The organism is Pseudomonas syringae group sp. 243L2, from assembly GCF_032587875.1.
GTDB classification, from domain to species: Bacteria; Pseudomonadota; Gammaproteobacteria; order Pseudomonadales; family Pseudomonadaceae; genus Aquipseudomonas; species Aquipseudomonas amygdali.
Map to the genome: position 1 here is coordinate 195300 of NZ_JAWHPL010000025.1, position 23200 is coordinate 218499.

At 58.7% G+C, this 23200-nt stretch carries 20 protein-coding genes; 13 read left to right on the forward strand and 7 right to left on the reverse strand.

Annotated elements, in window-relative coordinates:
• Positions 1-28: 28 nt before the first annotated feature.
• The 12 genes from RYB66_RS19345 to RYB66_RS19400 all read left to right on the forward strand — a co-directional run bounded on the left by RYB66_RS19345 (position 29) and on the right by RYB66_RS19400 (position 15847).
• Positions 29-1531 carry a CoA-acylating methylmalonate-semialdehyde dehydrogenase gene (locus tag RYB66_RS19345; protein WP_004665737.1) on the forward strand — a complete coding sequence of 501 codons (1503 nt, stop codon included), beginning with the start codon at positions 29-31 and terminating at the stop codon, positions 1529-1531.
• A 35-nt stretch (positions 1532-1566) separates the two neighbouring features.
• Positions 1567-2397, forward strand: coding sequence for a TIM barrel protein (locus RYB66_RS19350; protein ID WP_002554086.1), 831 nt, complete (start codon positions 1567-1569; stop codon positions 2395-2397).
• 58 nt (positions 2398-2455) lie between these two features.
• Positions 2456-4393 (forward strand): 3D-(3,5/4)-trihydroxycyclohexane-1,2-dione acylhydrolase (decyclizing), encoded by a 1938-nt coding sequence (iolD, locus tag RYB66_RS19355; protein ID WP_005780650.1) that lies wholly within the window; start codon positions 2456-2458, stop codon positions 4391-4393.
• Positions 4394-4460: 67 nt separating this feature from the next.
• Entirely contained in the window at positions 4461-5471 is a 1011-nt protein-coding gene (locus RYB66_RS19360) for a Gfo/Idh/MocA family protein (protein WP_002554084.1), read from the forward strand.
• A gap of 51 nt (positions 5472-5522) precedes the next feature.
• On the forward strand, positions 5523-6383 hold the full coding sequence (locus RYB66_RS19365; RefSeq protein ID WP_005780652.1) for a sugar phosphate isomerase/epimerase family protein: 861 nt from the start codon (positions 5523-5525) through the stop codon (positions 6381-6383).
• 66 nt (positions 6384-6449) lie between these two features.
• Positions 6450-7469 (forward strand): Gfo/Idh/MocA family protein, encoded by a 1020-nt coding sequence (locus tag RYB66_RS19370; RefSeq protein ID WP_002554082.1) that lies wholly within the window; start codon positions 6450-6452, stop codon positions 7467-7469.
• A 464-nt stretch (positions 7470-7933) separates the two neighbouring features.
• Positions 7934-8875 (forward strand): sugar ABC transporter substrate-binding protein, encoded by a 942-nt coding sequence (locus RYB66_RS19375; protein ID WP_004665734.1) that lies wholly within the window; start codon positions 7934-7936, stop codon positions 8873-8875.
• Positions 8876-8938: 63 nt separating this feature from the next.
• Positions 8939-10516 carry a sugar ABC transporter ATP-binding protein gene (locus RYB66_RS19380; RefSeq protein WP_016982124.1) on the forward strand — a complete coding sequence of 526 codons (1578 nt, stop codon included), beginning with the start codon at positions 8939-8941 and terminating at the stop codon, positions 10514-10516.
• 47 nt (positions 10517-10563) lie between these two features.
• Complete coding sequence (locus RYB66_RS19385; RefSeq protein WP_002554079.1) at positions 10564-11589, forward strand: ABC transporter permease; 1026 nt, start codon at positions 10564-10566, stop codon at positions 11587-11589.
• 304 nt (positions 11590-11893) lie between these two features.
• A complete protein-coding gene (locus RYB66_RS19390; RefSeq protein WP_002554078.1) occupies positions 11894-12298 on the forward strand; it encodes a TraR/DksA family transcriptional regulator in 405 nt (134 codons plus the stop codon).
• A 560-nt stretch (positions 12299-12858) separates the two neighbouring features.
• Complete coding sequence (locus tag RYB66_RS19395) at positions 12859-14079, forward strand: methyl-accepting chemotaxis protein (protein WP_369812052.1); 1221 nt, start codon at positions 12859-12861, stop codon at positions 14077-14079.
• A 283-nt stretch (positions 14080-14362) separates the two neighbouring features.
• Entirely contained in the window at positions 14363-15847 is a 1485-nt protein-coding gene (locus RYB66_RS19400; RefSeq protein WP_005744441.1) for a T6SS phospholipase effector Tle1-like catalytic domain-containing protein, read from the forward strand.
• A gap of 19 nt (positions 15848-15866) precedes the next feature.
• On the opposite strand, the gene RYB66_RS19405 is transcribed toward RYB66_RS19400, so the two are convergent.
• Positions 15867-16106, reverse strand: coding sequence for a DUF2789 domain-containing protein (locus tag RYB66_RS19405; RefSeq protein WP_002554074.1), 240 nt, complete (start codon positions 16104-16106; stop codon positions 15867-15869).
• 445 nt (positions 16107-16551) lie between these two features.
• Here RYB66_RS19405 and RYB66_RS19410 point away from each other — a divergent pair, with 445 nt between their 5' ends.
• Positions 16552-17019: a hypothetical protein gene (locus RYB66_RS19410; protein ID WP_002554073.1), complete on the forward strand. Its 468-nt coding sequence runs from the start codon at positions 16552-16554 to the stop codon at positions 17017-17019.
• Between the two features lie 19 nt (positions 17020-17038).
• Here the strand turns inward: RYB66_RS19410 and RYB66_RS19415 are convergent, their stop codons facing one another.
• The 6 genes from RYB66_RS19415 to RYB66_RS19440 are packed head-to-tail and all read right to left on the reverse strand — an operon-like array spanning position 17039 to position 23120.
• Complete coding sequence (locus RYB66_RS19415; protein ID WP_002554072.1) at positions 17039-17419, reverse strand: Na+/H+ antiporter subunit G; 381 nt, start codon at positions 17417-17419, stop codon at positions 17039-17041.
• Entirely contained in the window at positions 17416-17694 is a 279-nt protein-coding gene (locus tag RYB66_RS19420; RefSeq protein WP_002554071.1) for a K+/H+ antiporter subunit F, read from the reverse strand. Before RYB66_RS19420 ends, RYB66_RS19415 begins: the two co-directional genes overlap by 4 nt.
• Entirely contained in the window at positions 17691-18179 is a 489-nt protein-coding gene (locus RYB66_RS19425) for a Na+/H+ antiporter subunit E (RefSeq protein WP_005732668.1), read from the reverse strand. Before RYB66_RS19425 ends, RYB66_RS19420 begins: the two co-directional genes overlap by 4 nt.
• On the reverse strand, positions 18176-19861 hold the full coding sequence (locus RYB66_RS19430) for a monovalent cation/H+ antiporter subunit D (protein WP_016982131.1): 1686 nt from the start codon (positions 19859-19861) through the stop codon (positions 18176-18178). The genes RYB66_RS19425 and RYB66_RS19430 overlap by 4 nt, the downstream gene beginning before the upstream one ends.
• Positions 19858-20202, reverse strand: a complete 345-nt coding sequence (locus tag RYB66_RS19435) for a Na+/H+ antiporter subunit C (protein WP_002554068.1) — start codon at positions 20200-20202, stop codon at positions 19858-19860. The genes RYB66_RS19430 and RYB66_RS19435 overlap by 4 nt, the downstream gene beginning before the upstream one ends.
• On the reverse strand, positions 20202-23120 hold the full coding sequence (locus tag RYB66_RS19440; protein WP_005780667.1) for a monovalent cation/H+ antiporter subunit A: 2919 nt from the start codon (positions 23118-23120) through the stop codon (positions 20202-20204). The genes RYB66_RS19435 and RYB66_RS19440 overlap by 1 nt, the downstream gene beginning before the upstream one ends.
• Positions 23121-23200 lie beyond the last annotated feature (80 nt).

Consider the following 23200-nt stretch of genomic DNA (forward strand, 5'->3'; position numbering starts at 1 on the left):
TTTCCCCTTTTTACTCTGGAGGCATGAGATGAACGAGTCACCGGTAATCGGCCATTACATCAACGGACACCTGAATGACGGCGATGGTGAGCGTTACAGCGATGTCTTCAACCCGGCAATCGGCACTGTTCAAGCGCGCGTTGCGCTGGCCAGCGTGAAAACCGTGGATGAAGCGGTCGCTTCGGCCAAGGCTGCTTTTCCCGGCTGGGCCGATCAGTCCTCGCTGCGCCGGGCGCGGGTCATGTTCAAGTTCAAGGAATTGCTGGACCGGCACCACGACGAGCTGGCGCAGATCATTTGCCGCGAGCACGGCAAGGTGCTGTCCGATGCGCGTGGTGAAGTGGTGCGCGGTATCGAGATTGTCGAATTTGCCTGCGGTGCGCCCAGCCTGCTGAAAAGTGATTTCAGCGACAACATTGGCGGTGGTATCGATAACTGGAACCTGCGTCAGCCACTGGGCGTCTGCGCCGGGGTCACGCCGTTCAACTTTCCGGTCATGGTGCCACTGTGGATGATCCCTATGGCATTGGTGACCGGCAACTGCTTCATCCTCAAACCTTCCGAGCGTGATCCGTCGGCCAGCCTGCTGATGGCGCGCCTGCTCAAGGAGGCCGGTCTGCCTGATGGCGTATTCAACGTGGTGCAGGGCGACAAGGTCGCGGTCGATGCCTTGCTGCAGCACCCTGACATCGAGGCCATTTCGTTCGTCGGTTCGACGCCGATTGCCGAGTACATCCACCAGCAGGGCACGGCCCATGGCAAGCGCGTGCAGGCGCTGGGCGGGGCCAAGAATCACATGATCGTGATGCCCGATGCGGACCTGGATCAAGCCGCCGACGCCTTGATCGGGGCGGCGTATGGTTCGGCGGGTGAGCGCTGCATGGCGATTTCCATTGCAGTGGTGGTAGGCGATGTCGGCCAGCAACTGATCGACAAGCTGCTGCCGCGCATCGATCAGCTCAAGGTCGGCAATGGCATGCAGGCCGATTCGGACATGGGGCCGTTGGTCACCGCCGTGCACAAAGCCAAGGTAGAGGGTTTCATCGATCAGGGCGTCAAAGAGGGGGCGAAGCTGATTGTCGATGGTCGCCACTTCAAGGTGCCGGGTGCCGAGCAGGGCTTTTTCGTCGGGGCGACGCTGTTCGACCACGTCACGCCGCAGATGCAGATCTACAAGGAAGAAATCTTCGGCCCGGTGCTGGGCATCGTCCACGTCGCGGATTTCGCCAGCGCCGTCGAGCTGATCAACGCACACGAATTCGGCAACGGTGTGTCGTGCTTTACCAGCGATGGTGGTGTGGCCCGTGCGTTTGCGCGGACCATCAAGGTCGGCATGGTCGGTATCAACGTGCCGATCCCGGTGCCCATGGCCTGGCATTCGTTTGGCGGCTGGAAACGTTCACTGTTTGGCGATCACCACGCGTATGGCGAAGAAGGCCTGCGCTTTTACAGTCGCTACAAGAGTGTCATGCAGCGCTGGCCGGACAGCATCGCCAAAGGCCCCGAGTTCAGTATGCCGACTGCCAAATAGCCTTCATCAATGGAATGTTGCGGAGAACAAGAACAATGAACCAACCTCTGCGTTTCGCCCTTAATCGAATGGTCGCGCCGCGCCTGTCTCTGGAAGGTTTCGTCGATCTGGCGGTGAAGCTGGGTGCCGATGCCATCGAGATTCGCAACGACCTCAAGGGTATCGAGATCGAGGACGGCACTGCACCCCAGGTCGTTCGTGACCTTTGCGCTGCCCGGGGGGTAAAAGTGCTGTCCATCAACGCCCTGTACCCATTCGATGTCTGGAATGAAGAGCGCGCAGCCCAGGCGACGAAGCTTGCGCAGTACGCTCGCGACTGCGGTGCGCGCGGTCTGGTGCTATGTCCGCTCAATGACCGTGCAGATCCGCGTAACGGCGCGCAGCGCGCTTCGGGGTTGCGCACCGCGTTGACTGCGTTGGCACCGATTCTTCGTGAGCACGGCATTCTCGGCTTCGTCGAACCGCTGGGCTTCGAGGAGTGCTCGTTGCGCCTCAAACGTCAGGCGGTGGACGCCATCAGGGCGGTGGGTGGGCTGGACGTTTATCGGCTGGTTCATGACACCTTTCACCACCACCTGGCCGGTGAGGTCGAGCTGTTTCCAGAGTTGACCGGGCTGGTGCATATCTCCGGTGTCGAGGATGCGCAGGCACCGCTCAACAGCATTCGCGATGGCCATCGCGTGCTGGTCGGCGAAGCTGACATTCTGGGTAATGCATCGCAGATCGAGCGTTTGCTGGACAGCGGCTATGAGGGCCATCTGTCGTTCGAACCATTCGCCGAAAGCGTCCATGCGCTGGCCGACATCCCTCAGGCGATAGCGGCGAGCATGACGCACTTGTCACGAGCCGTTTCGCAGCGTCACTGACGTCAGCCGTCAGGCCGCCTCAAACCCTGGCCACCTCAAACAACAACAAGGTGCGAACATGAGTACAACCCGACTGACCATGGCCCAGGCCCTGGTGAAGTTTCTCGATAATCAGTACGTCGAAGTCGACGGCGTGCAGAGCAAATTCGTCGCTGGCATCTTCACCATTTTCGGGCATGGCAACGTGCTGGGTCTTGGGCAGGCGCTGGAACAGGACAGCGGCGACCTGGTGGTTCATCAAGGCCGTAACGAGCAGGGCATGTGCCACGCCGCCATCGGTTTTGCCAAGCAGCACCTGCGGCGCAAGATCTACGCGTGCAGCTCTTCGGTCGGGCCAGGCGCGGCGAACATGATCACCGCCGCCGCAACCGCCTCGGCCAACCGCATTCCGTTGTTGCTGTTGCCGGGGGACGTCTACGCCAGCCGCCAGCCTGACCCGGTGCTGCAACAGATCGAGCAGTTTCACGACCTGAGCATCAGCACCAACGATGCGTTCAAGGCGGTGAGCAAATACTGGGACCGTATCAACCGCCCCGAGCAGTTGATGAGCGCGGCGCTCAATGCCATGCGCGTACTGACCGATCCGGCTGATACCGGTGCCGTCACGCTGTCGCTGCCTCAGGATGTGCAGGCCGAGGCCTACGATTATCCGGACAGCTTCCTGCAAAGACGTGTGCACCGTATCGACCGCCGCCCGCCCAGCAAGGCCATGCTTGACGACGCATTGAAGCTGCTGGCCGGCACGCGCAAACCGCTGCTGATCTGCGGTGGTGGCGTGCGTTATTCCGGCGCAGCCGATGCCTTGCAAGCCTTTGCCGAGCGCTTCGATATCCCGTTCGCCGAAACCCAGGCAGGCAAGAGTGCCATCGTTTCGGCGCACCCGCTGAACATGGGCGGCATCGGCGAAACCGGCACGGTGGCGGCCAATCGGTTGGCGAAAGAGGCGGACCTGATCATCGGCGTCGGCACGCGCTATAGCGATTTCACCACCGCGTCGAAATGGCTGTTCCAGAACCCGGATGTGCAGTTTCTCAACCTCAATGTCGGTGCCTTCGATGTGCAGAAGCTGGATGGCGTGCAGGTCCTGGCCGATGCGCAGGTGGCATTGCAGGCACTGACCGAAAGCCTGCAAGCCAGCGGTTACCGTGCTGCCTGGGGCGATGCGCCGCGGACAGCCCGTGCGCAGCTGGATGCCGAGGTTGATCGCCTGTATGCGGTCGAGTACCAGAGCGAGGATTTCGTCCCGGAAATCAACGATCACCTGGACCCGGCCGTGCTACGCGAGTTCATCGAGCTGACCGGCTCGTGTCTGACCCAGAGCGGCGTACTGGGCATCCTCAACCAGAGCGTACCTGACGACGCAGTGATCGTCGCGGCGGCGGGCAGTTTGCCGGGTGATCTGCAGCGTGCCTGGCGCAGTACCGGGGTCGACACCTATCACGTCGAATATGGCTATTCATGCATGGGCTATGAGGTCAATGCGGCACTGGGCGTCAAGCTCGCTGCGCCGCACCGCGAGGTCTTCGCGCTGGTCGGTGATGGCTCTTACATGATGCTCCATTCAGAGCTGGCGACCTCGATTCAGGAGCGGCGCAAGATCAACGTGGTGTTGCTGGACAACATGACCTTCGGCTGCATCAACAACCTGCAGATGGAGCACGGCATGGACAGTTTCGGCACCGAGTTCCGCTTTCGCAATCCCGACACAGGCAAGCTCGACGGCGACTTTGTACCGGTGGATTTCGCCATGAGCGCTGCCGCCTATGGCTGCAAGACCTATAAGGTCAGCACCGCCGAACAACTGCGTCAGGCGCTCGTCGATGCGCAACGTCAGACGGTCTCGACGCTGATCGACATCAAGGTCCTGCCCAAGACCATGATCCACAAATACCTGTCGTGGTGGCGTGTCGGCGTTGCCGAAGTATCAACGACCGGCACCACGGCCCAGGTTTACGAAAAACTCAACCGCGAACTGGCCAAGGCTCGACAGTACTGATCACTGTTTATCGTTCAGCACCCGTGACCCGTTCACGGCAACATCCAATAAAAAAAGGAACATGAAAATGGCATTGAAACTCGGTGTGATCGGTACAGGCGCAATCGGTCAGGATCATATCCGGCGTTGCAGCAAGACGCTGGTTGGCAGTCAGGTGGTAGCCGTCACCGACATCAACCTGGAGCAGGCAGCCAAAGTGGTGCGCGAGCTGGACATCGGTGCCGAAGTGTATGCCGACGGCCACGCGCTGATTGCCGCGCCCGACGTCGAAGCGGTGCTGGTCTGTTCCTGGGGCCCCAGCCATGAAGAGTACGTGCTGGCGGCCATTGCCGCAGGCAAGCCGGTGTTCTGCGAAAAGCCTTTGGCCGTTACCGCCGAGGGTTGCCGGCACATTGTCGAGGCCGAGATCGCCAGCGGCAGGCGTCTGGTTCAAGTGGGCTTCATGCGCCCCTATGATCAGGGCTATCGCGCCCTGAAATCGGTGATCGACAGCGGCCGGATCGGCGAACCGCTGATGCTTCACTGTGCGCACCGCAACCCTCGGGTCGGCGAGAACTACAAGACCGACATGGCGATCACCGACACGCTGATTCATGAGCTCAATGTGCTGCGCTGGCTGCTCAACGATGACTATGTGTCGGTACAGGTGGTGTTCCCGCGCAAGACCAGCAAGGCCCTTGCGCACATGAAAGATCCGCAGATTGTGATGCTGGAAACGGCCAGAGGCACGCGCATCGACGTCGAAGTGTTCGTCAACTGCCAGTACGGCTACGACATCCAGTGTGAAGTGGTCGGCGAGAGCGGCATTGCCAAACTGCCTGAGCCTTCTCAGGTGCAGTTGCGTAGCGAAGCGAAATTGTCCAACGCGATCCTGATGGACTGGAAAGACCGGTTCATTGCTGCCTATGACGTCGAGTTGCAGGACTTCATCGATGGCGTCAACGCGGGCACGATTTACGGGCCTTCTGCCTGGGACGGTTATGCCGCTGCGGTGGCCGCCGATGCCTGTGTTCAGGCGCAGAACAGCGGAGCGGTCGTACCGATTGCCCTGGAGATGCGTCCCGCGTTTTATGACTGACAGAGGTATCTGGAGTCGGGTTGTTTTTCAAACAATAAAAAGGAGGGCATCATGCGCATCGCACTGGATCCTTACATGTATCGCCACCTGTCGCTGGGTGCGATGGTCGATAAGGCGGCGGAGCTGGGCTACGACTACATAGAGCTTTCACCGCGCGAAGATTTCATGCCGTTCTACAAGTACCCGCGCGTGGATCGTGCGCGGATCAGGGAGTTTCGCAAAGCCCTGAGCGATGCCGGTGTGAAGCTCTCCTCGCTGCTGCCGCTGTACCACTGGGCTGCGCCGGATGAAGACTTGCGTATTGCAGCGGTGCGCAACTGGAAACGCGCCATTCAGGTGGCCGTGGAAATGGACTGCGACCTGATGAACACAGAGTTCAGTGGGCAATCTGATCATGCACTGGTGTGCGAAAACCAGTTCATGAAATCCATGGATGAACTGATGCCGCACTTCGAGCGAGAAGGCATCCGGCTCGATATCCAGGCGCATCCTTATGACTTCTGCGAACGTAACAACGAGTCAGTCGACATCATTCGCGGCCTGGACCGGGACTGGATCAATTACCTGTATGCCGCGCCACACACCTTTTTCTACGATGATGGCGTGGGGGACATTGCCTCCATGCTGCGGTACGCAGGTGACAAGCTCACCCACCTGATCATTGCCGACACCTATAATCACCGGGCTTCGTCCAACCTGCGCTACATCGTCAACCCGCCTGGCGTCACGGCAACGGTGCATCAGCATCTGGACATCGGGCAGGGCGAGGTGGACTGGGACGCGTTCTTCTCGACATTGCGGGACATTGATTTCGACGGTATTGCCACAGTGGCCGTATTTGCCTGGGAGGAGCGTGCAGATGAATCGAGCCGATTCATGCTGGAGCGGGTCAAAAGCGAGCTGCTTCGTTGAAACGGTGGCATCCAATACACGACCGATGGCTGCGGCCATGAGGTTCATGGACTACAGGAGATATCCATGCGAGCAGGGCTGGTGGGCTACGGCAAAGGCGGGCGTTACTTTCATGCAACGCTGATTTCGAGTTTGCCCGGTGCCACATTTGCAGGCGTTGTCACCCGTTCACCCGAGCGAAAACAGGAAGTGGTCAACGATCATCCCGGCGTGGCAACATTCGACACGCTGGCCGAGCTGGTCGCTGCCGGGGTCGATGTGGTGGTGATTTCCACGCCCCTGGCTTCGCGCCGAGCGTTGATCCTTGAAGCGATAGAGCTGGGCGTCGGGGTGGTCAGCGACAAACCCTTTGCCAGCGACGCCGCCCAGGCGCGCGAGCTGGTGGAAGCGGCCGAACGGCGTGGCGTCCTGCTTAGTGTTTATCAGAATCGGCGCTGGGATTCCGACTTCCTCACCGTACGCAAGTTGATCGACAACAAGGCGCTGGGGCAGATCAGCCGGTTCGAGTCCAGTATCGAGCGCTATTCGCCACGCTCGGTAGGCAAGGCCAGCGGTGGTGGCATGCTGCGTGATCTGGGCAGTCATCTGGTGGATCAGGCACTGGTACTGTTCGGGCCGGTCGAGCGGGTGTATGCAGAATTGCAGTTCGCTACGCCGCAAGACGAACTGGACCACACGTTCTTCGTGTCCTTGAGGCATGCCAGCGGTGTGACTTCGCACCTGTCAGGCAGTTGTCTGCAAAATACCCCCAAGCCGCGTTTCAGGGTCAGTGGATCAAAGGGCTGTTACAGCGTCGAAGGGCTGGACGGTCAGGAGGAGGCTGCGTTTGCCGGCCTCACGCCACGGTCCGAGGGCGAGCGCTGGGGTGTCGAAGAGCATCGGCGCTGGGGCTGGTTCGAGCAGGGTGACCATCGCGAGCGTGTGCCTTCGGAGCGCGGTTGCTGGCTTGAGTTCTACCGCCTGTTGCAGAGCGCCGTTGACGAGCAGGGCGGTAATCCGGTTGATCCTCATGATGCCATCGCATCGGCACAGGTCATGGATGCAGCTCGCTTGAGCGCCAGTGAAGGGCGGGTTGTGGTGTTGTAATCATCGCGTGCCACGCTGCACATTCAAGCCTGCCATCGGACAAAGCCCGACGCCTGACAAGCGTCGGGCTTTGTCGTATGTGCAGCCGAATAAAAATGAAATGGAATAAAATTCTAAAATCAGTTGAATTGGAAAATATTTTCCAATAGAGTCTTTTTCAGGTTACCGACTATCGAATCACTCGGGCTTTGAAGGTCTTTCAAGTCACGAGATGCACACCAACAAAAACAAAACAAAAGATAGGTACTGTCGATGAAAACCCCTACCTCTGGCCTCACCGCCAAGCGTTCTGCCACCTCTTCATTCTGGATTCGGACCATGGAGCGATTTCTCACAATCGTTGCCCGTGGCATGTGCGTGCAACACAAGGACGCGCAACTGTTCTGCATTCCCGGAGCGACCGGGATCCGCCTGTCACGCTGATTCGCTGCATCCGAACAACAATAATTTGGAGACAGATCCTCATGAAGACCAAGATTGCTTTGACCTCATTGGCCATGGCGCTGATGTTGGGCAGCGGTGCAGCTTTGGCCGATATCAAGATCGGTGTGGCCATGTCGCAGTTCGATGACACCTGGCTGACCTACCTGCGTGACGACATGAATGCCAAGGCCAAAGCCATGTCCACGACCGAGAAAGTGGACCTGCAGTTCGTCGATGCCCGCGCGGACGTCAACAAACAGCTCGACCAGGTCAAGGACCTGATCAACAAGAAAGTCGACGCCCTGATCGTCAATCCTGTCGACACCGCTGCCACTGCGCGGATCACCAAGGACGCGGTCGCCGCCGGCATCCCGCTGGTCTACGTCAACCGCCGCCCTGACGATCCGAAACTGCCAGCAGGCGTCGCCACCGTTACGTCGGATGACATGGAGGCAGGTCGACTTCAGGCGCAATACATCGCCGACAAACTGAAAGGCAAGGGCAGTGTCATGATTCTTCTGGGTGACCTGGCCAACAACTCCACGCAAAACCGCACCAAGGGCATCAAGGAGGTGTTGGCCAAGTACCCGGACATCAAGATAGATCAGGAGCAGACCGGCATCTGGCTACGCCAGAAGGGCATGGACCTGACCAACGACTGGCTTACCCAGGGCCGTAAATTCAACGCGGTGCTGGCCAACAACGATGAAATGGCCATTGGCGCGGCGATGGCGCTGAAGCAGGCAGGCGTGGATGTGGATAAAGGCAGCGTGTTAGTCGCCGGTGTCGACGGTACACCAGACGGGCTCAGCGCCGTTACCAAGGGCGACCTCGCAGTCTCCGTTTTTCAGGACGCCAAGGGCCAGGCCGACGGGGCGATTGATGCCGCCGTGAAAATGGCGAAAAAGGAAAAGGTCGAGCCCCAGGCGATCATCATCCCTTATCGCCTGATTACGCCTGAAAACGTCGCCACCTTCAAATAACAGCAATCGGCAGGCCAGGGAGGATCGTTCCTCCCGCAGCCTGCCGCTTGAGGAGTTGTGATCATGTTCGGTTCAGCTACTGCCAACCCGCCCGCACAACGCGATCTGCCGTCCAGTGACAGCGATAGCCCGACGCCGGATGCCCAGCCGCCTTATCTGCTTGAAATCAGCCATATCAGCAAGGGCTTCCCCGGTGTCATCGCGCTCAACGACGTCCAACTGCGTGTGCGCCCCGGCAGCGTGCTGGCGCTGATGGGCGAGAACGGTGCCGGAAAGTCAACGCTGATGAAAATCATCGCTGGCATCTACCAGCCGGACTCAGGCGAAATCCGTTTGCGTGGCAAGCCGATTCGCTTCGAGACGCCACTTTCGGCCCTTCAGGCCGGCATTGCGATGATCCATCAGGAGCTGAACCTGATGCCGTTCATGAGCATCGCCGAGAACATCTGGATCGGTCGCGAACAGCTCAACGGTCTGCACATGGTCGATCACCGGGAAATGCACCGCTGCACTGCCGAACTGCTGGAGCGCCTGCGCATCAGGCTCGATCCCGAAGACCTGGTGGGCAACCTGAGTATCGCCGAGCGGCAGATGGTCGAGATCGCCAAAGCTGTGTCATATAACTCGGACGTGCTGATCATGGATGAGCCGACTTCGGCCATCACCGAAACCGAAGTCGCTCACCTGTTTTCGATCATCAACGACCTGCGCGCTCAGGGTAAAGGCATCATCTACATCACCCACAAGATGAACGAAGTCTTCGAGATTGCCGACGAAGTAGCGGTTTTTCGCGACGGCGCCTATATCGGCCTGCAGCGCGCCGAAAGTATGGACGGCGACAGCCTGATCACCATGATGGTGGGGCGTGAGTTGACCCAACTGTTTCCCGAGCGGGAAAAGCCGCCAGGCGAAGTGCTGCTTTCAGTCAGCAACCTGTGCCTGAACGGCATTTTCAAGGACGTGAGTTTCGATTTGCGTGCCGGAGAGATTCTTGGCATTGCCGGATTGATGGGGTCGGGCCGGACCAATGTGGCAGAGACCCTGTTCGGCATAACCCCCAGCGACAGCGGCGAGGTACGCTTTGATAGCACTACGGTACACATTGCCGACCCGCATCAGGCCATTGAGCTGGGTTTTGCACTATTGACGGAAGACCGCAAGTTGACTGGGCTGTTTCCATGCCTGTCGGTGATGGAAAACATGGAAATGGCCGTGCTCGCCAACTACGCCGGTAATGGTTTCGTGCAACAGAAGGCACTGCGTGCGCTGTGCGAGGACATGTGCAAAAAACTTCGGGTCAAGACCCCGTCACTGGAGCAGTGCATCGACACCTTGTCGGGCGGTAACCAGCAGAAAGCGTTGCTGGCACGCTGGCTGATGACCAACCCCAGAGTACTGATTCTGGATGAGCCCACCCGCGGCATCGACGTAGGGGCCAAGGCGGAAATCTATCGCCTGATCTCCCTGCTCGCCAGTGAAGGCATGGCCGTCATCATGATCTCTTCAGAGCTGCCGGAAGTCCTCGGTATGAGCGACCGGGTGATGGTCATGCACGAAGGCGAAATGATGGGCATCCTCGATCGAGGCGAAGCGACCCAGGAAAAAGTCATGCATCTGGCCTCCGGCCACAAGGTTCATTGAGTTCGCACTACAGGGCTCGGTAGAAGAAGAACAAAAGGGGAACGAACATGAGCAACGCGATTTCGCAAAACAAACCAGCCTTGGCACCGACCAGGAACAAACGGCGGCTGCCAACCGAGCTGAGTATTTTTCTGGTGCTGATCGGTATCGGTCTGATCTTTGAGCTGTTTGGCTGGATCGTCCGTGATCAGAGCTTTCTGCTCAACTCCCAGCGTCTGGTACTGATGATCCTTCAGGTGTCGATCATCGGCTTGCTGGCCATCGGCGTGACTCAGGTGATCATTACCACAGGCATCGACCTGTCGTCCGGTTCGGTGCTGGCACTGTCAGCAATGATTGCCGCGAGCCTAGCGCAAACCTCGGACTTTTCCCGGGCGGTATTTCCTTCCTTGACCGACCTGCCCGTGTGGATTCCGATCGTGGTCGGGCTCGGAGTCGGGCTGCTGGCGGGTGCCATCAACGGCAGCATCATTGCCATAACCGGTATTCCGCCATTCATTGCCACGCTGGGCATGATGGTCTCCGCGCGTGGCCTGGCGCGCTTCTACACCGAAGGTCAGCCGGTGAGCATGCTCTCTGACTCCTACACGGCTATCGGACAGGGCGCGATGCCGGTGATCATCTTTCTGGTGGTGGCGGTGATCTTCCACATTGCCCTGCGTTACACCAAGTACGGCAAATACACCTACGCCATCGGCGGCAACATGCAGGCTGCGCGTACTTCCGGGATCAACGTCAAGCGCCACCTGGTTATCGTCTATAGCATCGCCGGGCTGCTGGCCGGGCTGGCAGGGGTGGTTGCCTCGGCACGTGCCGCAACCGGGCAGGCCGGAATGGGCATGTCCTATGAACTGGACGCTATCGCTGCCGCAGTCATCGGCGGCACCAGCCTGTCCGGTGGAGTAGGGCGAATCACCGGCACTGTGATCGGTGCGCTGATTCTCGGCGTAATGGCCAGTGGTTTCACCTTTGTCGGCGTAGACGCTTATGTTCAGGACATTATCAAAGGCCTGATCATTGTAGTGGCGGTGGTAATCGATCAATATCGCAACAAGCGCAAGACCAAGCGCTGATATTCAATAATCTGCATCAAAGGGCCTTTTCAGGCCCTTTTGTGCGTTGAATGTTGCAGGAACCGATTAGCTGTCAGCAGGTCAGAGCCTCATCAAGCAGCATGCTGGCCGGGTCTTTCGCCCGCATTTCAAGGGTTTTACGGCAATTGTTGTACAAAAATCCTTCAATTGTGTTGCCGAGCCCGCTAGCCGGCCTTAGACTGCCGCCCCTCGTAAATTGAGTGCCAGGTGGCGCTTGGAGATTATTGGTTTGCACGGCAACGTCAAGCCGCTCCTCAATGCACGTTTTTTTATAGAGAAATAAATGACAAAGGAAAAGTTGCTGGCCATGCCGGCCGATGACTACATGAACGCCGAGCAGCACGCTTTCTTCGTCGAGCTGTTGCAGGGCATGAAGGTCGAGATCCACGAGCGAATCGAGCAGAGCCGTATTGCGATCGAGAGCCTGGACACGCCTGCCGATCCTGCAGACGCCGCTTCGGTTGAAGAGGAGCGTCACTGGCTGGTCAATGTGATCGACCGCGACCAGCGCATGCTGCCCCAGTTGGAAATGGCCCTCTCGCGTATTGCCGACGATACCTTCGGCTGGTGCGATGACAGCGGTGAGCCAATCGGCCTGAAGCGTCTGCTGATCAGCCCGACCACCAAATATTGCATCGAGGCGCAAGAGCGCCACGAGCAGATCGACAAGCACCAGCGCCAGGCCTGATACGCAGGCAGCAGCTGAGTGACCGAACCGGGAGGCAAGCGATTGCCTCCCGGTTTTGTTGTGCCCGGAATTTGTCCAAAACGTATTGCTCGCTACGACCAACGGGGCATGGCATAAGGCCGTTATCTAGCGTTTAATAAACGTAATAATGATAAATACAGATGGGGTGACGCAGCATGGCCGAGAACCTATCCATGGCAGCCGGATTACCACTGGCCGATGCTCGCGGCGCTGCGTCGAAGTGGTGGGTGCCAGCGGTGCAAAGTGTCGTGTTGTGCCTGCTCTTCGCCGCAATGAGCGTTATCGGTTTGTCTCTTTATATCGTCATTCCCGCAGCGCTGCTGGTCGCCTGGCTGCCGCTTTTGTTGCGCAGAAGGCAGCCTGGCCTGCAAGTCGAGGCAAGTGACAGTGATATCGCGCTGCTGACCCGCGACCTGTCGCGCACCACTAGCCACAACGCACTGTCGGCCGCTCAGGTGGCATTTTCTGTCGGGCAACTGGCGGGCAAGGTGCAGTCGCAGCTGGGTGCTGCCGGACAGATAGTCAACAGCGCCGAACAGATGATTGCGACCGAGCAGCAGACTGCCCAGTTGAGTCAACAGGCATTGGTTGCAGCCAGTGAGGCGCGCCAGCGCAGCGAATCAGGAAGCGGCGTTCTGAATGAGTCTATCGAGCGCATGCACCTCTTGAGCAAGCGTGCTGTCGGCAGTCGTGAGTTGATCGAGGCGTTGAGCCAGCGCAGTGAAGAAATCCAGCGTGTGACGCTGGTCATTCAATCTATCGCCAGCCAGACCAACCTGCTGGCGCTCAATGCGGCCATCGAAGCTGCCCGGGCAGGTGAGCACGGGCGCGGTTTTGCGGTGGTCGCTGACGAAGTACGCGGGCTTGCGGGCCGTACTGCCAGTGCTACCGGGGAAGTCGGGCAGATGGTGGCCGATATCCAGCAACGCACCGCACAGGTGGTGGAGCAGATTCGCGAGCTGTCTTCTGATCTCGATGCGGGGGTCGAGCAGGTCGAGCTGACCGGACAGCATCTGGGCAATATCGCCCGGCTTGCGATCGAGGTGGAAAGCCAGGTCAGCGAAATTGCTCAAGGCGCGAGGAGCAACCAGGACCAGTTGGCCAGCCTGTTCGATGCCGTCGAGCACATGCGCAGTGATCTTGCCGTCAGCGATGAACAAACCCGGCAACTGGCCAAAGCCGCAGTACAGATGGAGGGGCAGGCCGAGACCATCAGCCAGCGGCTGGCTCAGGTCGGTCTGGATGACTATCACCAGCGTATTTACGACCTGGCCCGCGAAGGTGCGCGGCTGATCGCGGAAAAATTCGAGGCTGACATTGTGCAGGGGCGCGTCAGCCTGGATGACTTGTTTGATCGCAACTACAAACCCGTCCCCAATACCTCACCCACCCGCTTTACCACGCGTTTTGATCGTTACACCGATCAAGTATTGCCGGCATTGCAAGAACCGTTGCTTTCGCGCCATGAAGGTCTGGTATTCGCTATTGCCTGCACGCAGCAAGGGTATGTGCCGACGCACAACAACGCTTTCAGTCAGCCTTTGACCGGCGATGCGACGGTGGACAATGCGCGTAATCGAAGCAAGCGCAAGTTTGATGATCGTACCGGCATTCGCTGCGGCAGCCATCAACAGCCTGTTCTGTTGCAAACCTACACGCGGGACACCGGCGAACTGATGCACGACCTGTCTGTGCCTATTGTGGTCAACGGGCGACATTGGGGTGGTCTGCGCCTTGGGTACAAACCGCAAAGCCGCTGATTCTTTAAAACAGGCGGCTCAGGTTAGATCAAGTATTAAATAACCTGCCCGGTTGGTTTTTCTGTTTGGTGAAATTGCGGGTTCTGAAACCCGTTTGCACAAACGTGTAGGTGTTTGTTTATAAATAATAAATACCTGACGACAGAAGTTGTAGGAATACTCTGAATACACGCTGCATGACTTGACTGATCACCGTCTTTAAGCAAGCTGTTTAAATCAACGTTATTTACGTTTTGATTTAAGTGCGGCCTTTTCTTGGCCTGCCTCTAGGGATGGAAAAGATATGAACGATAAATGGAGTGTCGAACAAACAGCAGCAATCTCGGATGTGGTAACGCGGCGTGTTACCGCACGGATCGGAATTTTCTTCGACGGCACGGGAAATAATCGCGTCAACAGCCAGATCGGGGCTGACTGTCAGGCATTGATTGAAATGAACGATGGTCAGCACATTAAAGAGTGTGCGGGTCGTCATGTTCATCCTGGCAGTAGTTATAGTAATGATCTGAGTAATATAGCCAGGCTGGTTGATCTTTATCGGCTGCAACGTGTTGCCGAAAATGACAGTGCAGGCTTGAAGGTGTACTACCCGATCTATGTAAGCGGTGCGGGTACTACCTCCGGCGGGCGTGATTCGGTATGGCCGGGACAGAGTTTCGGCCGTGGCACCACTGGTGTGATATGCAAAGTGGAAAATGCATTCAGAAAGCTTGAAACGGTATTGAAGGCATTTCCACACGACAACCCGGATTGTGTACTGGAAGCGCTTGAACTGGACGTATTCGGCTTCAGTCGAGGGGCTGCGTCGGCCAGGCACCTGGCCAACGAAATCCTGAAACAGCGGGCAGGAATGCTTGAGCCGATACTTCAAAGCCGCAAAGTCAGGCTGAGTGAGCATTTCAGCTGGCGCAACGGCAGTGTACAGCTCAAGGTTATCGGCCTGTTCGACACTGTCGCCGCCATCGGCAGTTTCAGGGATATGGGCAATACCCGGTACGCGAGCAACAGGAGGGTCAATCTGTACCTGCCGCCGGGTTGTGCCCAGCAGGTGCTGCATCTGGTTGCTCGTGATGAATCACGGCGCAACTTCGCGCTTAACAGCGTCCTGCCGGAATGGCCGAAAGAAATCGTTTTACCCGGTGCCCATTCCGATATCGGCGGTGGTTATCCTCCTCAGATGGAAGAAAGCGTGTTGCTCACGCGTCCGCAAAGCAGCCTGGTCAACCGTGACAGCCCATGTGAGGCGGCGCCTTGCTGGAAGAACGCCCAGGCCCTGTTAAGTGCCATGAGCCGGGATGACTGGATCGACCCGCTGGACAGACAGGCATTTCTGAGGGTTCAGACCTGCGAAAGCAAATGTTACCCGTGCAGAAAAAACCTGAGTGGCATGAAAACGATCGTTGCTGCAGTGGGTATGAACCGCCAGGTCTTTGGTCACTTGTCGAGGGTGTCGTTACAGGTCATGCATGCACTGGCCTGTGATGAGGGGGTACCTTTCGACCCGGTGCCGAACAGCCCTGAATTTCAGCTTCCTCCCGAGCTCGAAGGCATTTCAGCCCGCCTGATCGATTATGCGCGAGGCGGGCCTTACTTACTGGACAGTCATGAAGAGCAGCTATTGCGCTGGCGCTATATCCATCAGTCTGCGCACTGGAACGCAGTGGTCGGCAGAATGGGCACCTTTAGCGACGCTGTTTTTGTGCATGCCCCGCAACCGGGTGGCAGGACATTGCACCCCAATGTCGGCCAGCCCGGTTATCCGCAATAGGAATCAACGCCCGAGTGGTTCACTCGGGCTTTTTGTGAAGGCGCACATTCAGTTCGTCGACCACCATCGCCCATTCGGCATCCTCATGCAGCTGCTCCTTGAGAAAGTCAGCCTGCCGCGGCGTCCAGAAGTCGGCATCAATCAGCTTCACGTCGTCAGGCAGGGGATGGCTGGCGATGAACGCTTCGATGCTCTCATCGTCCGAATCCAGTGCCAATTGGGCGAACAGGTCGTTGATGGTCGTTGTAGTCTGTTCCATGTCATCTCCTCGCCGGGGGATATCCCCGTCTTCATCAGTTCTTATGGGAGTGGCCGACGCACGCAAGAGTTCGATGCATTTGGCCTTATGAGAAGATGGCCTTTTGTGCTCTGCCTACAAGTGATATGTTTCCAGTATCGCCGAATGCACATTGATCGCTTGGCTGGAACCCGTCCAGCCTTTAAGTCCTGGTCAAGCTGGCCGCCGGTTTCAGGGCTCCAGCGCTTTTGCGACACTGCAGTGTACAAAAGGTATATATCCCGTAGCTGCCATGAGCCGGTAGAATCCGCCACCCGCCTGCACAAGGTTTGCGGTGGCGCTTTCAGCGCTTCCGCGTGCAGCGTGCCGGAAAAAATCCGGTCGCTTGACGCGGTCTATGGATTAACCACTTTCTTGACTGCCCTGACATCAGGCAGCCTCATTTTTATGTTTGAGGGTTTGTACTTTGGCTGTAAGTAATCTGGATACCCATGCCTTGTTCGTGCTCGGCGATCTCCGCGCACAGTTGGTCAAGCAGTTTCAGTCCCGTTTTGTCTACATCACCGAGCAGTCAGCCGAAGGTATTTATATCGCTGAAATCGACACCGAAACCGCTCTGGTCGTCGACGACAAGCCGCGCCTGGAGCTCAAGGTGGGCGATCATTTCCGCGCGTCGGTATTGCCAAGCCGTGAAGGCGGCAAGCTCGAATTGAAATTCCGTGAAATCAAAATGACTGTGTATGGATTGGGCGAATATGCATTCGTCGATATCCCTGAAGGCCACGGCATTGTGTTCAAGGAAGGTCAGGCTGTGGTCATGGTGTTTGCCGCAAAAGAGCAGCTGCAGACCGGTATGAGCAAGGTTCTCAAAGGCGCAGTCGGCAAGGCCGCCAAATGGCGCAAGGGCGAGCTGACCTTCAAGGCCAGCGAGTAACGCTGGCCAGGCTGAAGATTCAGCCGCCTGCCGATTCTCCATTGCCAGTGCCGCTACTGACTTCTGCGGGCACATCGTCACCGGCCATGCGCTTGCGGAACAGCGCCGTACGTGCCAGCAGCAGCGTGGTCACAGGCACGGTGATTGCCAGCAGCACCGGAATCAGCCAGGCGTGAATCACCGGCTCTGCCTTCAGTGCAGAGAAATAGATGATCGACGCCAGCGCAACGCACCAGGCGCCCAGCGTCGACGCGAGGGCTGGCGGGTGCATGCGCTGGAAGAAGTCCTTGAGGCGCAGTAGCCCGAGGGCACCGGTCAAGGCAAACAGACTGCTGGCGATCAGCAGCCCGGCGGTCAGTATCTCAGCCCAGAAGGGCACGGTGTTCGGCAGTCCGGTCATTCGATCACTTCTCCGCGCAGCAGGAATTTGGCCAGAGCGAAGGAGCCGACAAAGCCGAACAGGGCAATCAGCATGGCGGCTTCGAAGTACGTGTCACTGGCGTAACGGATGCCGAGCACCAGCATCATCAGCATGGCAATGATGTACAGGTAGTCCAGCGCCAGCACCCGGTCCTGGGCTGACGGACCCTTGAGCAGGCGCAGCAGGGTGATCACCATCGCCAGGGCGAAGATCAGCAGGCTGATCAGGATCGCGTTGTCGAGCAATGCACTCATTGAAAGATCTCCATCAACGGTCGCTCATAGGTGGTCTTGAAGTGTTCGATGAATTGCGCTTCATCCTCCAGATCAAAAACATGCATCAGCAGCACACTGCGATCCAGCGCCAGTTCCGACCATACCGTTCCGGGTACGACCGTGGTGACCATCGCCAGCGCGGCGAGGCCATGGGCATCGTGCAGGTCCAGCGGGATACGCACGAAAGCCGAGCGTGGCGGACGACTTTCGAGCCGCCATACGCTCAAACCGACCTGAAGATTGGACACCACCACATCCCACCCGACCAGGCACAGAAACTTCAGGATTGTGCCAGGTTTGCGGATGCGCACCGGCAGCGGGCGCAGCGGTGCCATCAGCAAGGGCGCGAGCAAGCCCAGCACCGCACCCAGTAGCAGGTGGCCGGGGCTGATCGACAGGTTCAGCACCAGCCACAACAGCCACAGTGCCAGAGAAAGCAGAGGAGCCGGAAACAGGCGCTTCATGGCTGCCCCTCCGAACTGATTTCCTGGCTGGTAGGGCCGGGTATCGGACGTGTGGCAAGGACCGACTGCACATACTGCTTGGGCTCATGCAGCGCGGCGGCGGTGTCCTGGGTATAGCGCAACAAGGGCTCGGCCTTGAACGTCAGCGCAACGCAGAGGCCCAGCAGGAAGATGATCGGCAAGCATTCATTGCGTCGCAGCAACGGCGAAGGGCGCTCGTGTGGTGTCCAGAAGCGCTGTGTGCCAAGCCTGGAAAAAGCGATCAGCGACGCCAGCCCGGAGAAGATCAGCAGGCCGATCAGCATCCATGCCGGGGTCGAGAGCGCTTCGTCCTGCGCGACGTCCAGCCCCAGCGGGTTCATCAACGCGCTGAGCAGCGTGAGTTTGCCGATGAACCCCGATAGCGGTGGCATGCCGATAATCAGCAACGCACAGGCGATAAAGCTCAGGCCCAGAAATGCCATGGTCATGGGTATGACCTGACCGACTACGACTTTCTGCTCGTCGTCCAGGTTGGTGCCGGGTGGCGGATGCAGCGACTCAAGGGTGCGGGGCAGTTGATCCACGTCGTACTCCAGAGGGATCTCGTTGGCCGAGCGGGAACGCTCGACCAATTCGCCCAGCAGGAACATTGCGCTCAGCGCCAGCGTCGAGCTGACCATGTAGAACAGCGCACCCGAAGTCAGGCTCGGCTGGGCAAAACCGACCGCTGACAGCAGAATGCCCGCTGATACCAGTATGCTCAGGCTGGCGAGGCGCTCCAGGCGCTGGGCAGCGATGATTGCAATAGCAGCGGTGAAAATCGTCGCCATGCCGCCGTAGATCAACCAGTCGCCGCCGAAGAATGCCGAGGCCCCGGCCTGACCGGAAAACAGCAGTGTCCACAGGCGTAGCAGGGTGTAAACGCCCACTTTGGTCATGATCGCAAACATGGCCGCTACCGGCGCGCTGGCTGCCGAATAGGCCGGGACCAGCCAGAAGTTCAGCGGCCACATACCTGCCTTGGCCAGAAATGCCGTGGCCAGAATGGCAGCGCCTGCATGCAGCAGGCCCAGATCGGACTCTGCCACTTGCGGGATCTTGATCGCCAGATCGGCGAAGTTAAGCGTGCCGGTTACGCCGTAGATCAGCGCAGCGCCGATCAGGAACAGCGACGAAGCCAGCAGGTTGATCGAAATGTAATGCAGGCCGGTCGACACCCGCGCCCGGCCGGAGCCATGCAGCATCAAGCCGTATGACGCTGCCAGCAGCACTTCAAAGAATACGAACAGGTTGAACAGGTCGGCGGTCAGGAATGCGCCATATAGCCCCATAAGCTGGATCTGGAACAGTGCGTGGAAACTGGCACCGGCCCGGTCCCAGCGCGCCAGCGCGAACAACAGGGCGCAGACACCGATTATGCCGGTCAGCACCAGCATCAGTGCCGACAGGTGATCTACCACCAGCACGATACCGAACGGCACACCCCAGTTGCCTGGCAGGTAGACACCGATCGAACCACTGCTACCGCTGTGCTGCACCCAGAGAAACAGCACCACGGAAATGCCTAGCCCGAGGATGCTGGAAAACAGATTGATACGTCCCTTGAGCGGCCGATGCTTTTCGCCCAGCCAGAGCATCAGCCCAGCGGTCAGTAACGGCAGCAGGATCGGCGCAATGATCAGTTGATTCATCCAGCTCATGCCTTGGGCTCCCGGCCATCTACATGGTCGGTGCCGGTCAGGCCTCTGGAGGCGAGCAATACCACCAGAAACAGCGCGGTCATGGCGAAGCTGATGACAATGGCGGTCAGTACCAGCGCCTGCGGCAGTGGATCAGTGTAATTGAGCAGGTCTTGGGGAATGCCGTCCTTGATGATCGGTTCTCTGCCGATGAACAGGCTGCCCATGCTGAAAATGAACAGGTTCACTCCGTAGGACAGCAGGCACAGCCCCATGACCACCTGAAAGGTGCGTGGCCGCAGGATCAGCCAGACGCCCGAGGCGGCCAGCACGCCGATGGCGATTGCAATGACTTCTTCCATCAGAGGATTCCTTGCGGGTTGGCAACGGGTTTGGGCAGTTGCGTCGGACGGTGGCTGCGCACCGACTGGTGAGCCAGTGCGGTGAGGATCAGCAGCGTCGAGCCAACGACCACGGCGTACACGCCGACATCAAAGAACAGCGCACTGGCAATGTGAATATCGCCCAGAACCGGCAAATCGACGTGCGCGGTGTGGGTGGTCATGAACGGATAACCCAGCACCATGGAACCGGCTCCGGTCAGAACCGCGCACAACAGGCCTGTGCCCATCCAGCGTAACGGGCGCAGGCTCATTTGCGCCTCGACCCATTGGGTACCTGCCACCATGTATTGCAGAAGGAACGCCACCGACATCACCAGACCGGCCACAAATCCGCCACCTGGCTGGTTATGACCTCGAACGAACAAGTACATCGAAATGATGAAGGCAATCGGCAGCAGCAATCGCACCAGCGCTGCCGGAACCATCATGAAGCCGAGTGCGGTATCGCTGGCACTGCGCGGGTTAACCAGATCAGTCACCACGTCACGGGCCAGCAGGCGTTGCTGTGTGGGCAGCAGAATGCTTTCCTTCGGCGGGCGGAAGCGTCGCAACAGGGCAAACACTGTCAGGGCTACCGCCGCCAGTACGGTGATTTCGCCAAACGTATCGAAGCCGCGGAAATCCACCAGCATCACGTTGACCACGTTGGTACCACCGCCCTGAGGCAGCGCGCGGCTCAGGTAAAAGGACGAAATAGCGTTGGGTGTCTGACGGGTCAGCATGGCGTAGGACAATATCGCCATACCCAGGCCGACAAGAACCGCCAGCCCGAAGTCGCGTATTCGCCGGGTACGAGCGCGCAGGCGCGCGCTCAATGGGGCGACGTCTTCATTGCGTCGCGGCAGCCAGCGCAGACCGAGCAGGATCAGTACCGTCGTCACTACCTCCACGACCAGTTGAGTCAGCGCCAGATCAGGTGCCGAGAACCAGACGAAGGTGATGCAGGTCATCAGGCCGCAGACGCTGACCATGACCAGTGCTGCCAGACGGTGATACTTGCCTTGCCAGGCTGCACCTATTGCGCAGGCAATTGCGATAAGCCAGAGCGTGACAAACACCCCGGAGCCCGGAATCTTCGGCCGGTCGCCCCAGGTCAGGCCACTGAAATACATCGGTATGAAGCCGCCCAGTACGGCTGCCAGTACCAGCAGAAACAGTTGCGGCTGCAAGCGACGAGTGCTGACCTTGCGCTCGAAACGCCGCGCCCAGTGCATCATCACCACCTGACTGCGTTCGAAAAAGCGCTTGCCGTTGAGTCTGCCCACCAGCGGCGGGGCAGTAATGCGCTCGTGCTTGAGAGGTTTGCGCAGCAATAGATACAGGATGATACCGCCAGCCATCGCCACCAGGCTCATAACCATCGGCAGATTCCAGCCGTGCCAGATCGCCAGGCTGTATTCGGGCAATGTTCCGCCGACTACCGGACGCGCAGCGGCGGCGAGCAGGGGAGCGACCGATTGCGCCGGGAAAATCCCCACGATCAGGCACGTCAGCACCAGCAGTTCTACCGGCGCACGCATCCAGCGCGGCGGCTCATGCGGCAAGTGCGGCAGGTCCTTGGCCGCGGGACCAAAAAACACATCGACCGTGAAGCGCAGCGAATAGGCAACGCTGAATATCCCGGCGATGGTCGCGATCACTGGCAAGGCAATTTCGACCCAGGCAGTGGCGGAAATGAACACGGTTTCGGCAAAGAACATTTCCTTGGACAGAAACCCGTTGAGCAGCGGCACGCCTGCCATCGATGCACTGGCGACCATCGCCAGTGTTGCGGTGTAGGGGAGCAGCTTCACCAGCCCACTGAGACGCCGGATATCTCGCGTTCCGCTCTCGTGGTCGATAATCCCGGCGGCCATGAACAGCGAGGCCTTGAAGGTCGCGTGGTTGAGAATGTGAAAGACCGCAGCTACCGCAGCCAGCGGGCTGTTGAGGCCCAGCAACAGCGTGATCAGGCCCAGATGACTGATGGTCGAGTACGCCAGCAGGCCCTTCAGATCATTCTGGAAGATGGCCGCGTAGGCGCCGAGAATCAGCGTGCAGGCACCTGCGCCGCTGACGATCCAGAACCATTGCTCAGTGCCGGACAACGCAGGCCACATTCGTGCCATGAGAAACACCCCGGCCTTGACCATGGTCGCCGAATGCAGATACGCCGACACGGGTGTAGGGGCGGCCATTGCGTGGGGCAGCCAGAAATGGAAGGGAAATTGGGCGCTTTTGGTCAGCGCGCCGATCAGAATCAGGGTCAGTAACACCGGGTACAGGGCATGCGCACGAATCGCGTCGCCGGAGGCCAGGACACGGTCCAGGTCGTAACTGCCGGCCACATGGCCGAGGATCATCATGCCGGCCAGCAGCGCCAGCCCCCCCGCACCGGTGACCATCAGCGCCATGTAAGCGCCGCGCCGTGCATCGGCGCGGTGGTGCCAGTAGCCGATCAGCAGGAACGAGAACAGGCTGGTCAGCTCCCAGAAAAACACGATCTGAATCAGATTGCCGGACATCACCAGGCCGAGCATGGCGCCCATGAAAGCCAGGAAAAACGCGAAGAAACGCGGTACCGGATCATCTGGCGACATGTAGTAGCGGGCGTAGAGCGAGACCAGCGCACCAATGCCCAGCACCAGCATCGAAAACAGCCAGGCGAAGCCGTCGATACGCAGAACGAAGTTCATCCCCAGGCTCGGCAGCCAGAAGTACTCTTCGCGAATAACGCCGCCGTCGGCGATCTGCGGGAACCACAATGCCATCTGGATAGCGCCGATGAGGGCGACCAGACCGGCCAGAAACGATTCTGCGTTACGCGCGTTGTGCGGCAAAAAGGCCGCCAGACAGCTGCCGATGAAAGGCAGAAGCAGTAGAACTATCAGGGACATAGGCTTCTAATCTGCAGGGGAATGTCAAGCATCATACGTGCCAGACACCCCGATACCAAAGGGACTGTTTCCGAAATTTC

Bases quoted from the DNA above. Each gene is read 5' to 3' on its own strand.
- RYB66_RS19345 (WP_004665737.1), top strand. From the start codon at position 29: ATGAACGAGTCACCGGTAATCGGCCATTACATCAACGGACACCTGAAT.
- RYB66_RS19350 (WP_002554086.1), top strand. From the start codon at position 1,567: ATGAACCAACCTCTGCGTTTCGCCCTTAATCGAATGGTCGCGCCGCGC.
- iolD (WP_005780650.1), top strand. From the start codon at position 2,456: ATGAGTACAACCCGACTGACCATGGCCCAGGCCCTGGTGAAGTTTCTC.
- RYB66_RS19360 (WP_002554084.1), top strand. From the start codon at position 4,461: ATGGCATTGAAACTCGGTGTGATCGGTACAGGCGCAATCGGTCAGGAT.
- RYB66_RS19365 (WP_005780652.1), top strand. From the start codon at position 5,523: ATGCGCATCGCACTGGATCCTTACATGTATCGCCACCTGTCGCTGGGT.
- RYB66_RS19370 (WP_002554082.1), top strand. From the start codon at position 6,450: ATGCGAGCAGGGCTGGTGGGCTACGGCAAAGGCGGGCGTTACTTTCAT.
- RYB66_RS19375 (WP_004665734.1), top strand. From the start codon at position 7,934: ATGAAGACCAAGATTGCTTTGACCTCATTGGCCATGGCGCTGATGTTG.
- RYB66_RS19380 (WP_016982124.1), top strand. From the start codon at position 8,939: ATGTTCGGTTCAGCTACTGCCAACCCGCCCGCACAACGCGATCTGCCG.
- RYB66_RS19385 (WP_002554079.1), top strand. From the start codon at position 10,564: ATGAGCAACGCGATTTCGCAAAACAAACCAGCCTTGGCACCGACCAGG.
- RYB66_RS19390 (WP_002554078.1), top strand. From the start codon at position 11,894: ATGACAAAGGAAAAGTTGCTGGCCATGCCGGCCGATGACTACATGAAC.
- RYB66_RS19395 (WP_369812052.1), top strand. From the start codon at position 12,859: ATGATTGCGACCGAGCAGCAGACTGCCCAGTTGAGTCAACAGGCATTG.
- RYB66_RS19400 (WP_005744441.1), top strand. From the start codon at position 14,363: ATGAACGATAAATGGAGTGTCGAACAAACAGCAGCAATCTCGGATGTG.
- RYB66_RS19405 (WP_002554074.1), bottom strand. From the start codon at position 16,106: ATGGAACAGACTACAACGACCATCAACGACCTGTTCGCCCAATTGGCA.
- RYB66_RS19415 (WP_002554072.1), bottom strand. From the start codon at position 17,419: ATGACCGGACTGCCGAACACCGTGCCCTTCTGGGCTGAGATACTGACC.
- RYB66_RS19420 (WP_002554071.1), bottom strand. From the start codon at position 17,694: ATGAGTGCATTGCTCGACAACGCGATCCTGATCAGCCTGCTGATCTTC.
- RYB66_RS19425 (WP_005732668.1), bottom strand. From the start codon at position 18,179: ATGAAGCGCCTGTTTCCGGCTCCTCTGCTTTCTCTGGCACTGTGGCTG.
- RYB66_RS19430 (WP_016982131.1), bottom strand. From the start codon at position 19,861: ATGAGCTGGATGAATCAACTGATCATTGCGCCGATCCTGCTGCCGTTA.
- RYB66_RS19435 (WP_002554068.1), bottom strand. From the start codon at position 20,202: ATGGAAGAAGTCATTGCAATCGCCATCGGCGTGCTGGCCGCCTCGGGC.
- RYB66_RS19440 (WP_005780667.1), bottom strand. From the start codon at position 23,120: ATGTCCCTGATAGTTCTACTGCTTCTGCCTTTCATCGGCAGCTGTCTG.